A 14390-nucleotide genomic window follows, 5' to 3' on the forward strand; every position below is an offset into this window, starting at 1 on the left:
CATGCCTCGTTAATGCTCGACTTCCATGACACCATCATTCATATCGACCCGGTCGCCAAGATGGCCAATTACAGTGCCTTGCCCAAGGCCGACCTCATCCTGATCACCCACGACCACTCCGACCACCTCGATCCGGAGACCATCAAGGCGATCAGCAAGGAGGGAACACAACTCATCATGACCGCACCCTGCGCCGACAAGCTGGCAGGAGGCACCGTCCTCGGCAACGGCCAGGATGTCTCGGTGGCAGATATCAACATCCTGGCCGTCCCGGCCTATAACCTGGTCCACAAACGGGAAACCGGAGAACCCTTCCATTCGAAAGGAAAAGATAACGGTTATCTGCTAACCCTGGGCGGCAAACGAGTCTATGTGGCAGGGGACACGGAAAACATCCCGGAGATGAAGGGCCTTATCGACATCGACATCGCCTTCCTGCCCATGAACCTGCCGTACACCATGACCCCGGAGATGGTGGCCGACGCCGCCCTCTGCTTTAAGCCCAAGGTCCTCTACCCTTATCACTTCGGCGACACTGACCCCGCCGAACTCGCTGAAATCATGAAGGACTTCCCCGGCACCGAAGTCAGAATCAGGGAGATGCCCTAACTCCTGTAATTCATTTCAGCCAGGAGCTATTATTTTCAACAACACGGCACGATCAGCAATTTCTTCAAGAAGAAGCCCAGGAGGTAAACAATGACAGAGATCACCAGCACTAAACTCCAATCCGGTTTCACCAAGGCGCAACAGGACAAATCACTTGAAAAAACCTCCCCTAAGAAAACAAGCGGAGCTGATGCCGACCAGGAAGAGTTGCAAGCCGCAGCCGTCGAGATTCAAAGCCAGCGGCTCGATCTCCTGCTCTCGGTAAAGAGCGAAGCGAATACAGCATTCACCTGGCAGAAGGGTTTGCAAAAACGGGCCGCTGATCAGGGCGTGGATTTAAGCACGCTTCAATACCAAGGCAAACCCATCACCGACCTGAGCCAGGGAGAGGCTGCCGCATTAGTTGCCGAGGATGGTTATTTCGGGGTCACGAAAACCTCCCAGCGTCTCGCTGACTTCGTCATTAACGGCGGAGGTGAAGATCTTAAAAAATTACAGGCCGGACGCGAAGGGATTATCAGAGGATTCAAGGAGGCGGAGAAGATCTGGGGAGGCGAACTGCCAGAGATCAGCCACCAGACCCTTGCCAAAGCGCTGGAGTTGATCGACAGCAGGATTCGAGACCTTGGCGGCGGGGTGATGGTCGACGTGCGGGCCTGATCAGGATCAAGGAGAGCACAACGCTACTATCCGTGCTCTTCAGGTCTCACGAAGCGGCTTATGACCGTCAACAGTAATGCCGCCCCTTGAGCGGGCATGATTCATAATCAAGACAGGTGGCGCAGACCCCGTACCTGACAGCATCCTCCGCCCCCCATAACCCCTCTCTGGTCAACGCACACTTGAGCGTACACTCATTGCATGAAACAGGCTCCCCATCTCTAAGCTTATGCCACCCAGCTTTAATCAGAGAGGCCTCTGACCGCTCAGTGCAGGCACCGCAAAGGTGATAATAGTGAGTCTCGCCCTCAAAGGACAGTTTCCAAACGGACATACCTACCTCGTACGGGAGCTCAGAAAAGGAACACACTTTTTCCGCTTAATATCACTGTAGGAAATTTTATTACCCTCTGACTCCTCTTTAAGCTTCACATAATTCACATAGCGCTCCTGCTGCAAGTTTCCGCCTTTTATTGCCTGCAAAACTGCACATCCTGGTTCATTGCTGTGGCTGCAATTATTGAAGCGACAACTCTGTGATAACTCTTGAATATCATCAAAACTGTCGTCAACTCCCTCACTGGCAGAGAAAATGCCGACCTCCCGCATTCCTGGTGTATCGATAATCATGGCGCCCTGCTCAAGAGCAATAAGTTGACGACGCACGGTCGTGTGCCGTCCTTCTCCAGAGTCACTGACTTTTCCCGTTTTCAATGTATTCTTGCCCGTGAGCCGGTTGATAAGCGTTGTTTTGCCCACACCTGAAGACCCAAGAAGACAGTATGTTTTCCCAAGACCCATAAGCTCTTTGACCTGATCCAACCCATCTCCGGTTACATTGCTAAGTGCAATAATCCTGGCGGCAATCCCTTCCCGCCGAATCTCCGAAATTAATTGTGCCAATTCATCTGCACTGACCAAATCTGTCTTGGTCAGAACAAGCACCGGCTCAACATGCCCTTCAGTGACCATCACCATATAGCGTTCCAGCCTAGACACATTAAAATCGTATTGGCACGCCTGAACAATGAAAGCAACATCAATATTTGCCGCGATCATTTGCAACTGAACGTCCTTCCCGGCGGACTTCCGGCGCAGAAACGATCTTCTAGGCAGGATCATATGAATACTCGCGGTATTTTCAGCATCATACTCCACACATACCCAATCGCCGACGCAAGGCATATCGCTCGTCGATTGGGTGGAGTACAGAAATTTTCCTGTTGCCCTGGCGGGTACTTCCTCACCCTCCCTCCTAACGGTATACCAGCCTCGATCAACCCCGGTTACCCGCGCAACTCGATGCTCAGATTGACAGAGTTCACCGGCCTTGTCGGCAAACCAACGGTCCATGCCAAGTTCACTCAACTCCATGGAAGTACAATCCATTGTTCAGCCTTTATTAATTCGCATCAAAGTCTTGCCAGATCAGAAAATCCTTGGCCACTATTAAAGATGTAATGATCCCTTTCACGCTCGATTTCCATAACTCCATGTATAAGATGTTGTCACGGAACATGCTGAATGTCAAATGACCATTGACAGCCATTCTTCTATCAAACCATCACTACTCAAATTTGTCATAGTGAATCCTTTCTGGCGGGATCTTTTTCTCTTTGATCAAGATGTCGCAGCAGGATTGGACCATGGACGGCGCCCCGCAGATAAAGACATCCACCTCCGCGCCTTCTGCTACCTGGTTGCGGATGAGGTCGGTGACCCGTCCCTTGGCGCCGGGCCATTGGTCCTCCAGAGTGGCGCGGGAGAGCACCGGGATGAAGCGGAAGTTGTCGAGCCGTTTTTCGAAAGAAGACATCTCGTCATGGAACAGGAGATCAACAGGCCGACGGTCGCCAAAGAAGAAGGTGAACGATCGGCTGTCATTTTTTTTGGCTCGTTCGTAGAGCATGGAGCGGATCGGGGCCAGTCCGGAGCCGGTAGCAATCAGCAGGGTCTCGCGCGGCGAATCCCGCAAGTAAAAATCACCAAACGGTCCGCGCATGATCAGTTCGTCACCTTTCTGTAATCTGTCGTGGACGTAAACGGAAACCGTGCCCTCCGGAACTTTGGTGACGATAAGTTCGATATGGTGGCGCTCCTCTGGCGATGAGGCGATAGAGTAGGCCCGAAATTCCGGGGAGCCTGAGCTCCCGGCGAGCGGCGCCTCAAGCTGCACGTACTGTCCGGCCCTAAACGTGATGCCCTCCGGTGGCGAGAGGATAGCGAAACGGAGGTGCTTGATATCCGGGGTCACGTCTACTATTGTTTCCACTTGTACTCGGTACTCCTTCACTGCCAGCAATTCCAGGGGCACTTCAATCTCAAGGTCCTCTTTCACTTTCACCTGGCAGGAGATACGAATACCTGCAGCAATCTCTGCAGGGCTCAGATAGGGGGTCTCAGTTGGGAGTAAGGAGCCGCCGCCAGAAAGGACCTTGACCTTGCAGTAGGCGCACGTTCCCTTGCCACCACAGGCTGAAGGCAGATAGAGCTTGCGGTCAGCAAGGGCAAAAAGTAGCGGCTTGCCCCCTTCCACCACCAGTTCCTTTTCGTTGTTCACCCGGATGTTCTTCTCCCCGTAATTGGCGATAGTACGTCCGGCAATCTCAATAATCAGGGCCAAAAAACCGGTGATAACGCTGATGGCAAAGATACCTGAGATGATTTCAATCATGCGTAGCTCACTGGACCTGGATCATGCCGCTGAAGGCGATGCAAGCGAGCGACAAGATACCGGTGATGATGAGAGTGATCCCCGCTCCCTCAAGGCCCTTGGGGATGGCGCCGCTTTTCTCTATCCGGGCGCGAATTGCGCCTACCGCAGTGATTGCCAGCAACCAGCCGATACCGCTGCCCGTGCCGTAGGCTGCAGCCTGAAGCAGGGTGTAGTCGCGGATGATCATGAACAGCGATGCCCCAAGGATGGCGCAGTTCACTGTGATGAGCGGCAGAAAGATACCGAGCACTTGATAAAGAACCGGAAAATAGCGGTCAACAGTCATTTCCACAAGCTGCACAAAGGCAGCGATGACTACGATGAACAGGATGTACTGGAAGTGCTCAAGATGGAGAGGCAGGAGGATTTTATAGTAGACCAGATGGTTCAGCGCCGTAGTGCAGGCCATGACCAAAACCACCGCCGCACCCAGCCCAAAGGCCGAGCGCGGGTTCTTTGAGATGCTGACGAACGGGCACAGGCCCAAGAAATTGGTGAGCAGGATATTATTGGTGAAGATCGCTGCAAAAAAAAGCGTTGCCGGGCTGATGGGTGTCATGTCTTAGGCCCCTGAAGTTGTGTGGTTCCATTGTCGCCGGCAAACGTTCGCACCAGCCAGACCAGCAGGGCAAGGGTGAAAAAAGCCCCCGGCGCCATGATCATGATCGTCCACGGGGTGAAGCTGGCCGGCATGATCCGGCACCCAAACAGAGAGCCAAAGCCTGCGAGTTCGCGGATAAAGGCGATGGCAAAGAGCACCAGAGAGAAGCCGATGCCGGTAGCAAGTCCGTCTAACAGGGCAGGCAGGGGCGGATTGCTGCGGGCAAAGGCCTCGCAGCGGCCCATAATAATGCAATTTGTGATGATCAGGCCGACATAAGGGCCTAGGGCCTCGCTCACTTCCGGCAGATAGGCCTTGATGATGATGTCGAAGACGATGACGTAGGAGCTGATGATCAAGGTCTGCGCCATCATGCGGATTCGGTCCGGGGTAACATGCCGGAGCAGAGATACGGTGCAGCAGCTCATGGCCAGGGTAAAGAGCAAACCGATGTTCATTACCAGGGTATTCACCATGAGGTTGGTCACCGCCAGGGTCGAGCAGATCCCCAGGGTGTGGCGCAGGAGCGGGTTCTCGTTCCACAGCCCTGCCTTGATGATCTGTGCCGCGGGTTGACTCTTTTCCATAAGTTATGGTCCAGGCGGCGGGGCCGCAGTTAAAGTATTCATTGTTTCGGAACTGTTGTTAGTGAACTCTCAAGCAGCAAGGCACGGAAAGTCGCAATTTCACGGTTGACAAATTTTTCAACGGCCTCGCTGGTCATGGTAGCGCCGGTGATAGCATCAAGATCGCTAGGTGGTTTCCCTGGCGCTGCCGGAGTCAGAGTGAAGTATTTTCCACCAGCCACGGGCATATTAAGGGAGAGACCGGCAAACTGGCGCTGGAACTCTTTCTCGTTGATCCGGGCGCCAAGACCGGGGGTCTCCCGATGGAGGTAAAATTCGATACCTGTGACCGTTGACAGTGAAGCGTCCACCGCGACCATAGCAAACACCGGTCCCCAGAAACCTGGGCCGGACACCGAGAAGGCATAGCCCTGTGGGGTTTTGCCGTCGGCCTGGTCGATAATGTAGACTGTGCGCCCTGAAATCTCGCGGCGGGCAACGCGCTGCCGGAAGAGGGCGTCGATTTCAGCGAGGCTAGAATTCTCCGGAATACGAACAGCAAGGGCGCGCAGCACCACGATCTCTAGTTTTGCATGCTGGTTCAAGTCGATGCGTTCCCGGGTGACAACATGGATCACTGAGACCAGTGTGGTGCAGAGCAGAGTGATCGCGAACATAAAAAACACCGAGTAGCCAATTTTGTTCATGACGCCCTCTCTTTCCCAACCGGCATGGCACGGACCATAAGGTCAATCAGTGGCGCCAAGCCGTTGGCGAGCAGGATTGCGAACATCATGCCCTCTGGAAAATTAGAGTAGCAGCGGAGCAGGATGGTCAACACACCGACGAAAAAGCCGTAGACCACTTGACCAGCCGGGGTCTTGGCAGCGCTGATGGGTTCGGTGACCACAAAGACCGTACCGAACAGGAAAGAGCCTGAGAGCAGGGCGGCAATCGGGGCGGCGCTGACAGCCACACCAAGTTCACGGGTGACGAGGATGGCGAGAATGCCACCGCCAAGGCAGGAGAAAAGCAACCGCCAGGAAGCGACCTTAGTGTAGAGCAGATAGCCTGCGGCAAGCAGGATGAGAAGAGCCGAGGTCTCACCCAAAGAGCCAGCGGTGTTGCCGAGGAAGAGGTCGGTCAACGTCGGGCTTATGCCCTGTGTTAAATTGACCAGGGATGTGGCGCCGGTTATGGCATCAGGGCTTAACGCCCAAAAGCGGAGTCCTCCAGCCGCTACAGTCGCAGGTTCATTCCAGAAGTTAGTCATGAATAAGGGAAAGGCGCTGTAGAGAAAGCACCTGCCCACCATGGCCGGGTTAAATACGTTACGGCCAAACCCGCCAAAAGCCATTTTGCCGAAACCGACACCAAAGACAATACCCACCGCCGCCATCCACATAGGCAGGGAAGGAGGGAGGGACAGGGAGAAAATAAGACCGGTGACCAGCGCCGCCGAGGTTACCGGCTTGCCCTGGGGAAAGGTGAAAAAAGCCTCAGTAACGAACCCGCAGAAGAGGACGACCAGGGTAAGGGCCAAAGCTCGCCAGCCAAAGAGGGCAACCGCAGCCATAGTAAGCGGCAGCAAGGCATAGCAGACCTTAAGCATTGGCGCTTGCAGCAAAAACCACTTGTCAGGGATGGCGGGGGGGCGAAAGAGCACTGGGCGATAGCAATGGGTGATGAGTTCAATGAGGACCCGTCAGCAGCAGTGCCGGGCGTTGAAGATTAGCGCCAACATTACTCTGCCTGGAGATGGACTGCAAGGACGTATCCTTTTTCATCAGGAACAGCAACCCCTGTTGCTCAAGGATCTCCTGTTGAAATGGAATAGATGAAATGAGGTCGGACTTTTTTTAGGTACAACGGGCCACCGACAAGTTCAACTGTGCGGCTTTTTCATGTCCTTTTTCACGTCCGTTGAAGCATTTGGTTCGGCAATACTCGTTTCCATGTTTGACACAACCTCGATTTGTTCAACTACTTTTAGACGCTCACGTTTCTTCTCAAGGTTTTCTCTGACCTGATCCTTTTTTTCGTCTTGCGTTCCCTTCAGCGCGGTTTCCAAATTTATTATATCTTCAATTAATTGCTGCTGTTCACCTTCTCTTTGTTCTGCCTGCTCTGCCTTATCAAAAACAATCTCCTCTGCATCTACAGTCTCTTTCACTGGTGTTGCTTGAACGAAAGTTGGAATAATCGTCTGATCATCACCTATCCGTCGTTGGTTCATAAAAGACGGTGACATGATTTCGATGCCTTGACCATGTAACGTATCCAAAACAACTCGGAATAAACTTGACTGAGCTGTAATGAGCCATTTAACTTCTGTAAGTAATCCTGAAATTCGGTAGGTTATAGAAAAGTTTCCAAGTTCAAGAATATTAACAAAGGGGTCCTTTAGTCCGCTTTCCTCTGCTGCTTGAATAAGTAAAGATTCAATCTGCAAATGATGAACATCATAACCTAACGACAAGGTAACTGAGACAATGGCGCCTGAGTTGCGGATTGTCGAGACAGGATTGTTAACTAAGTATGTATTTGGGAGAGCAATAAGCTCTCTGCTTTCGGATTGTATTTCTGTGTCGAATAGCCCTCTTTCAGACACACGACCAAAAAAGTCGCCAACTCTTATAAAATCACCGGTTCGAAAAGGTTTTGTAATCCGCAGCAAAACTCCGGCCATTAAGTTCGCAATAACATTTGTTGATGAGAATGCAATTATTCCTGAAAGGAGAATTCCTATTAACCCAATTATCTTGTTACGAAAACTCTCGCTTATAGGTAGAGCAATTACAATTGCCAAAATGCTTACAATTGTCAAAGCCAGCATTAAAATTTGAAGGGGAAACTTGCGCTCGTTGCCGAGTTCGGGACGTCTTCCGATAAGGAACCAATGAGACCCCCACAGAACAGCGCCAGAAGCAATAAAGATGCTAAAGGAAGGAAGAAAGGCAAGAAGAAAATTTATGATCCTAGACGAAATTTGCATATGTGATACCCTCTAACGTGGCGGATGAACAGCGCCGCTTATGGCGCTCGATGGATTTCCTTATGCAGACAAAATATCATAGTTTTAAATAGTTATCTTGGTCATCCCCCCTGCTGCCCCCCTGTTGATTTTATACAGTCTCCTGCCATACTCATATTTTTCATAATAATGAACCCCAATTTTTCTGCATAAATTGTAATTCACATTAACAATTTATGCAGAATGGCCCAATGTAGGCTTTATGATTTCTAGAAAACTGATCTCAAATTTATTGGCGCTAGCCGACTTCTACCCGGTTGTCGTCGTTACCGGCCCGAGACAGGCGGGTAAGACAACCTTGTGCCGGGCCGCCTTCCCGGACAAGGCCTATGTTTCACTGGAATCCTTGGACACCCGCGAATTTGCGCAAACCGATCCGCGCGGTTTTCTTGCCGAATATCAACAGGGCGCTATCATTGACGAAATCCAGCAAGTGCCAAGCCTTGCGAGCTATCTCCAGAGCGAGGTAGACGAACGATCGACACCTGGACGATTCATTCTCACCGGCTCGCAACATTTCGGGATTTCGCAAACCATCTCCCAGTCTCTCGCTGGTCGGTGTGGACTGCTGGCACTGCTTGCCCCGGACTGGAACGAACTACGCCAGTTTGATTCAGTGCAACAGATCTCTACACTCTGCTTTGGCAAGGTTCCTATCCCCGGATTTATGACCGGAATATTCCTGCACACCAGTGGCTCGCCGACTACACCGCTACCTATGTTCAGCGCGATGTTCGTCAAGTATTGAATGTTGGCGATCTTTTGGCATTTTCAAGTTTCCTGAAACTCTGTGCCGGACGGACTGCGCAAGAGATCAACCTATCTGCCCTAGGAAGCGATGCCGGTATTTCTCATAATACGACGCGGGCCTGGTTATCGATTCTTGAAACAAGCTATCTAATTCATCGACTTCCAGCATGACATAACCATAATATTCGCAAGCAGATGGTAAAAGCGCCTAAACTCCATTTCTTAGATAGTGGATTATTATGTTATCTGCTGAACATCAGGGAACCCGAACAATTGCGACACCATCCTTTGCGTGGTTCCATCTTTGAAAGTTGGGTGGTATCAGAACTCTACAAAGCTCAGGTCCATCGGGGAGAACAACCAAACCTCTATCACTATCGTGAAAGTCGCGGACTGAAGATGGATGTCCTGGTAGATTTGGGTGATCGCCTTTGTGCCATCGAGGTCAAGTCTGCCGCCACGATAGCGACGGATTTCTTTAAATGCTTCGATCCATTTGCCGGGAGGATATCCAATACCAATCTTCCTTCGCAAATTGAAAACATCGTTATATATGGCGGTGAAACCTCGCAACTTCGATCAAAGGCACGGATTATTGCCTGGAAGGATGTGGGGGAGATTCTGCAGAGTAAGAAAGAGGGTTAACTAAGACTGGTTGGCTTCCTCTCTCCGCGCTCCCGGCGGTTCGCTACGGCTACCGTCCGAATTCAACCAATCTGGTCTTCCCTTCGTGCATTTCCAAGCCAAACTTTACCAGTCTTTCTTTTAATTCAGCCTGAGTTAGCGCGGCCAGACCCCAGTTCATTCCCAGTTCAGTTACCCCAGCCCCCCAGTCCACTGATGAACCCTAATTTGAATAATGCTCACCGGAAGTGCCCACTGTGAGTTTGCCTTGTTTTGTAATGACGGCGCTCCCCACGTTCCGGTGAAGTGCCTGGCCGAGGATTTTTGCCGCTTAGGGGCTTGGAAAATACTGATATACCATTTATCAGCTTAAGCATCCCGTCATTCCGGCATGGTTCCAGCCGGAATCCAGCTAAATTCCGTCATACCAGCTAGGGGCATGCTGGTATGACGGAAAAGGAATGTGGTATTTTAATAAATTTCAAGTCCCTTAAGTGCATATGGCTCATATTAACCACAAAATTGATTGTGAGCCCTAGCAATATCAACTACTTAGGAATAATCAGTACGGTATTATTTAATAATACCATTGACTTATCGTGGACCTACCCCAATTTCCCCACACATTCTCTTTCTTCTTTTTCAATTTTTCAGCGTCCCGCTTTCCTGGCCTCATGCCGTCGAGAAGGTGGCCGCTGGTGGCACAACAGCCTAATAAGGGGTCGGCCGGCCCTTTGCTATTTGTATCCGGCGGCAACCAACTTGCCTTTGCTCAGTAAACGCCGGTGTTAGCCGGTCCCTCTTTATGTTATTGTTGGGATTTTTTCTTTTAATTTGATCTTGTTTTGTGTAAAGTAATTAGTGACATTAATAATGCATTAACACTCGTAACTATTTGATTTAAAATATTTTTATAGATACATTTTTTATTACATTTCCGGTGACTTTATGAAAGAATTCTTAACATTCAAATCGGGAAAGTTTTATTTTAGCGATAAGTATGATTCTTCCCAAGTTGACAACCTCTTGGTTCGTGCCACTGTGCTAAATGAAACCATTGTTGATTTACCGATTCTTCCTGAACTAGCATCACAAATCCAACCTGACATCATGTATAGTTCTATCTCTGGCACAGCCGCTATTGAGGGCAACCCAATAACTGGGGATGATGTAAAAAGAATTGCCAGAGGGGAAGAAATAGAAATTTACACCAAAAAGGACCAGCAAGAAATAAAGAACCTCATAAAAGCTTATAACCTCCTTTCTAGTATTGAACCGACCGCCGAACCTTTTATTTTAACTGAAGAACTCATTTGCGAACTCCACAAAATAATAACTAGCGATGTGCCAGATGAAAATAATTTACCCGGGAAATATAGAAATGACATCGTTCATGTCGGCGATAAAGCTCATGGGGGAGTGTATACTCCTCCTAAAATTAAAGAAGATATAAAAAACCTAATGATGGAGTTCGTTGAATGGATAAACGGTGATGAAATTTTGCACCTTAACCCATTTATTCGAGCCTCACTTTCTCAGTATTATTTTTGTATTATTCATCCATTTTGGGATGGAAATGGCAGAACATCAAGACTTATCGAAGCTATTATTCTTCAGTCTTCAAACATAAAATATGTCCCTCGCGAGCTATCAAACTATTATTACAGGAATGTGGACGACTACTACAATTCATTCTCCAAAACAATTAAATTAAAAAAAGACAGTACACCTTTTATAAAATTCTGCCTAGAAGCGTCTGTTGATAGTCTGGCAAGGATAAAAGAGACAATTATTTACTTCATAAGAAAATTTTCACTACGAGATTTTTATAGATTTGAAAAACAAAAAAAGCGACTCACTTCAAGGCAACTTGAGCTTCTTTATTTGCTTTTAGACAACCCAACAAGTTTTACCCTTAAGGAACTACAAGAAAAAATACCATTTTCAATTCTATACAGCAAAGCAACAACCCAGACAGCAAGACGGGACTTGAAAAAATTGGTTTCCCAAAAATTTCTCTTGGTCGATGAAAGCAATAAATATTCTCTTAATTTTAGAGTATTAGGTTAATTGAATTGAAGCCGAACCCCCATAACCAGCAGGCCGGGGAATTAGCCCGTCAGGCCGCAAACGTTCTTCCCGTCTGCGTTAATGGGTTAGCCATTATTTTTTCTGTAAAGCGCATAGATATAAGGGCGTGAGTCACCAAATGGATTAATGAAGGTATAATCTTCATGTTTGATGAGTTCAAATTCTGCCCCCATACGCGCTGTCATTTCCTCGATAGAGTAGCGATGTAGTTCAAGACCCGCGCATTTTTGGGCACCCGTGGTCGAAAACTCTGCCAGCAATGCGTAACCTCCTGGATGTATCGACGAATGCAGGTTGGCGAAGTATCCTTGGATGTCTGATTCTTCAAGTAAAAAATGGAGAACAGCCCGATCGATCCAAATGTCGGACTGAGGAATACCAGGGGGTATGGGGTTGGATATGTCATGGTGAAGCCATGTCAATCTACCCTTATTCTCACCTATTCTTTTTTTCAGCTTATGTAGGGCCTCATCGCTAATGTCATTCAGAATGAGTTGATAGTCTTTGGCCAGAAGTTTATCGACAAGCACGGATGTTCCGGCACCGGGGAGGAATACCGTAGTAGTTTCGTTCTTCGGAATCAGATCGAGAAACTTAAATGTCTGAGAGGTGTCGCTCTCATACCAACCTAGTTCATGATCGTTCTTGATGGAAAAAATCGCATTCCAATGTTTTGATGTGCTCATATTCTCCTCTGGCTAACACCCCGCATCACCATCGGCCCACCAAAACTCTACGCGTCAGCGCCGCCGCGCTTCTTGCCGTCTGATGAATGCAATTGTTCGGTGATTATTCCAGGAATCTCGAATTCGATACGGCCATTCCTCCATACTGGAATTTTGTATTGATTTTTTCTTGCATCTTCAGCAACCTTTGCGGATGCTCTCTTCAAGGCTTTCAAACCAATTTCTGCATATTTGTTGTGTTTTTTCATAAAGTTACTCTGATTCGGCGATAATAGCTGGTATGTCACCTGACGTGTCAAAAATAGCCCATGAATCAGCCAATGGCTATCAGGCGTATCGGCAACTATTTCAATGGCAGAATCGACAACCTGACATCCGATCAGCTCCTCGATTATTTCGTCGAACTCTTGGAAGAACATTCCTGGAGTTCGGTCAAACTTGATTTGTATGGACTCAAGTTTTTCTACACCCAGGCACTCAATAAGTCCTGGACAGACATTCCTTTGGTCAAACCTCCCAAAACATCCAGAATCCCCGACATCCTTACTGGCGATCAACTCCGCAGCCTGTTTGCCTCAACCAACGACTTGAGCTACAGGGTCTTTTCTTTAAACCTTATTCGTTAACCGTTTTTCTTATTAGTTCTTCAGGTAACTCTTCAAATCTCTGTAATAATTTTCATGAGGACCAATCATTATCAATTCGAGACTTTCTCCCATGATGAAACGATAAGAAAGAAGATACATTTGATTTTGCAGATTGAACTTATGAACAAAAACACCTCTCAAATCGCCTTTCTTTTCAGTGCCAATTAATGGATTTTGAATAATCTGCTTAATTTCAATATCTAGCTCATATTTTTGCTTTTCATTGAACTTTTTGACTTTTTTCTCGAAAGATCTCGATTGAAAAATTTTCATCGGCATTCAACCAAATTGATATTCTGTTTTTTCATTTTGGTCTAATTCTTCGATGCCTATCAAAATTTCTTTTATCAAGCTGTAGGTTAAATCTGGATTTTCCTCGGAGCATTTGCCAATTCTTGCCCAATGCTCAATTTGACCAGTCAAAGATCGATGGTCAATTTTGCTGAACTTTTTTGCTTCCCCAACCAATTCTTCTGATATTCTAACTGCCATTGCCATTTCATTAACCTCCATGATTGAATTGATGCCATGGATTCATCCTACGACACAAAATCGCAAAATGCAACTTATTGTCTCGTTTTGTGTTGCAGCTAACGCCTAGCTCACCCGACGAAAACCGCGTAGTGGTTTTTGGTCGGGTGGAGCGCCGTTATGTTTATTTCATTAGGTTACGGCCACTAAAAACTGTAAAGCTATAGTTTTTATACCAACAATTGACGTCACTAAAACCTGAGTTTTTCAACCATTGCATTTGTGCGCTTAATGTGGACATTTTGTCTTCCTTCATGCGCTCTAAAGCCTCATGCAGCTCTGTTTCACTGACGCCTCTTTCCTGTATTTTCCTTAGCCATTCCTGCCGATAATGCTGTTCAATTTCAGCAGTTTCACCTTTAACCTGGTCGGCGTTCACAAAAATTCCCCCGAAATTAAGATGGTTAAGAATACTCCTGAACAATATCTCTTTTTGTGCATCAGAGAGGTGGTGGATAGAGAGGGCAGAAATAATAACGTCGAATTTTTGAGGAAGGTTGAGAACTGAATAGTCAGCTACCAAGTAGCTAAAATTGTTTTGAAATATAGGCAGACTACTTTGAGCCTGCTTTATCATATTTTCTGATACATCAATAAGCGTGATATCTGAATGTTGGTATGCAGTTGCAACATAGGATGAGTAGAAAATGGGGACAGATTTATTTTTCTTCTTTCCTTGGCCGACCAGGGCCTCTTAGCTCTAAACGGCGACCAACTTTTACGGAAATTTCTCTGATAAACTTTCTGTTTGCGGTCAACTGGCCACGCTGGGTGGCCTCCCGAATAAGTTTCCACTCCGTATCAGGAATTGTTTCCCGAAGCCAGGTGGCGTATCTGATTGCTCGCTGGATGGTAGATTCACCCAGACTCATGTA

The 14390-nt window shown here is 48.1% G+C and carries 19 protein-coding genes; 6 read left to right on the forward strand and 13 right to left on the reverse strand.

The genetic code is table 11. The features are described from left to right. A partial coding sequence (locus tag FP815_15715; protein ID MBA3016376.1) for an MBL fold metallo-hydrolase occupies window positions 1-609 on the forward strand: 609 nt, incomplete at its 5' end. Window positions 610-699: 90 nt separating this feature from the next. Then, the gene (locus FP815_15720; GenBank protein ID MBA3016377.1) at window positions 700-1269 is read left to right on the forward strand and encodes a hypothetical protein; all 570 of its coding nucleotides are present in this window, start codon (window positions 700-702) and stop codon (window positions 1267-1269) included. A 67-nt stretch (window positions 1270-1336) separates the two neighbouring features. Here FP815_15720 and FP815_15725 read toward each other — a convergent pair whose 3' ends face one another. The 8 genes from FP815_15725 to FP815_15760 all read right to left on the reverse strand — a co-directional run bounded on the left by FP815_15725 (window position 1337) and on the right by FP815_15760 (window position 8147). After that, complete coding sequence (locus FP815_15725) at window positions 1337-1603, reverse strand: hypothetical protein (protein MBA3016378.1); 267 nt, start codon at window positions 1601-1603, stop codon at window positions 1337-1339. 2 nt (window positions 1604-1605) lie between these two features. Further along, a complete protein-coding gene (gene rsgA / locus FP815_15730) occupies window positions 1606-2643 on the reverse strand; it encodes a ribosome small subunit-dependent GTPase A (GenBank protein ID MBA3016379.1) in 1038 nt (345 codons plus the stop codon). Between the two features lie 193 nt (window positions 2644-2836). Then, the gene (locus FP815_15735; GenBank protein ID MBA3016380.1) at window positions 2837-3943 is read right to left on the reverse strand and encodes a 2Fe-2S iron-sulfur cluster binding domain-containing protein; all 1107 of its coding nucleotides are present in this window, start codon (window positions 3941-3943) and stop codon (window positions 2837-2839) included. A gap of 7 nt (window positions 3944-3950) precedes the next feature. Then, complete coding sequence (locus tag FP815_15740) at window positions 3951-4544, reverse strand: NADH:ubiquinone reductase (Na(+)-transporting) subunit E (GenBank protein ID MBA3016381.1); 594 nt, start codon at window positions 4542-4544, stop codon at window positions 3951-3953. Continuing rightward, entirely contained in the window at window positions 4541-5173 is a 633-nt protein-coding gene (locus FP815_15745; GenBank protein MBA3016382.1) for an NADH:ubiquinone reductase (Na(+)-transporting) subunit D, read from the reverse strand. The genes FP815_15740 and FP815_15745 overlap by 4 nt, the downstream gene beginning before the upstream one ends. A gap of 38 nt (window positions 5174-5211) precedes the next feature. Beyond that, entirely contained in the window at window positions 5212-5859 is a 648-nt protein-coding gene (locus FP815_15750) for an FMN-binding protein (GenBank protein ID MBA3016383.1), read from the reverse strand. Further along, a complete protein-coding gene (locus tag FP815_15755) occupies window positions 5856-6764 on the reverse strand; it encodes an RnfABCDGE type electron transport complex subunit D (protein MBA3016384.1) in 909 nt (302 codons plus the stop codon). Before FP815_15755 ends, FP815_15750 begins: the two co-directional genes overlap by 4 nt. A gap of 273 nt (window positions 6765-7037) precedes the next feature. Continuing rightward, entirely contained in the window at window positions 7038-8147 is a 1110-nt protein-coding gene (locus tag FP815_15760; protein ID MBA3016385.1) for a mechanosensitive ion channel, read from the reverse strand. Between the two features lie 241 nt (window positions 8148-8388). Between FP815_15760 and FP815_15765 the strand changes: the two genes are divergently transcribed. From FP815_15765 to FP815_15775, 3 genes are all read left to right on the forward strand, one after another. Next, entirely contained in the window at window positions 8389-8934 is a 546-nt protein-coding gene (locus tag FP815_15765) for an AAA family ATPase (protein MBA3016386.1), read from the forward strand. Window positions 8935-9131: 197 nt separating this feature from the next. Then, on the forward strand, window positions 9132-9581 hold the full coding sequence (locus tag FP815_15770; protein ID MBA3016387.1) for a DUF4143 domain-containing protein: 450 nt from the start codon (window positions 9132-9134) through the stop codon (window positions 9579-9581). Between the two features lie 927 nt (window positions 9582-10508). Next, complete coding sequence (locus FP815_15775) at window positions 10509-11630, forward strand: Fic family protein (GenBank protein ID MBA3016388.1); 1122 nt, start codon at window positions 10509-10511, stop codon at window positions 11628-11630. Window positions 11631-11716: 86 nt separating this feature from the next. Here the strand turns inward: FP815_15775 and FP815_15780 are convergent, their stop codons facing one another. Together FP815_15780 and FP815_15785 are read right to left on the reverse strand one after the other, a co-directional pair. Next, window positions 11717-12337 (reverse strand): methyltransferase, encoded by a 621-nt coding sequence (locus FP815_15780; protein MBA3016389.1) that lies wholly within the window; start codon window positions 12335-12337, stop codon window positions 11717-11719. A 47-nt stretch (window positions 12338-12384) separates the two neighbouring features. Continuing rightward, window positions 12385-12585, reverse strand: coding sequence for a hypothetical protein (locus FP815_15785; GenBank protein ID MBA3016390.1), 201 nt, complete (start codon window positions 12583-12585; stop codon window positions 12385-12387). A 60-nt stretch (window positions 12586-12645) separates the two neighbouring features. Here FP815_15785 and FP815_15790 point away from each other — a divergent pair, with 60 nt between their 5' ends. After that, on the forward strand, window positions 12646-12963 hold the full coding sequence (locus FP815_15790; GenBank protein ID MBA3016391.1) for a hypothetical protein: 318 nt from the start codon (window positions 12646-12648) through the stop codon (window positions 12961-12963). A 12-nt stretch (window positions 12964-12975) separates the two neighbouring features. Here FP815_15790 and FP815_15795 read toward each other — a convergent pair whose 3' ends face one another. The 3 genes from FP815_15795 to FP815_15805 form a co-directional block, all read right to left on the reverse strand. Next, entirely contained in the window at window positions 12976-13257 is a 282-nt protein-coding gene (locus tag FP815_15795; protein MBA3016392.1) for a type II toxin-antitoxin system RelE/ParE family toxin, read from the reverse strand. A gap of 6 nt (window positions 13258-13263) precedes the next feature. Beyond that, window positions 13264-13482 (reverse strand): hypothetical protein, encoded by a 219-nt coding sequence (locus FP815_15800; GenBank protein MBA3016393.1) that lies wholly within the window; start codon window positions 13480-13482, stop codon window positions 13264-13266. A gap of 157 nt (window positions 13483-13639) precedes the next feature. Beyond that, a complete protein-coding gene (locus FP815_15805; protein MBA3016394.1) occupies window positions 13640-14203 on the reverse strand; it encodes a class I SAM-dependent methyltransferase in 564 nt (187 codons plus the stop codon). Between the last annotated feature and the right edge of the window lie 187 nt (window positions 14204-14390).

The sequence above is a fragment of the Desulfobulbaceae bacterium genome, assembly GCA_013792005.1.
Taxonomy (GTDB): domain Bacteria; phylum Desulfobacterota; class Desulfobulbia; order Desulfobulbales; family VMSU01; genus VMSU01.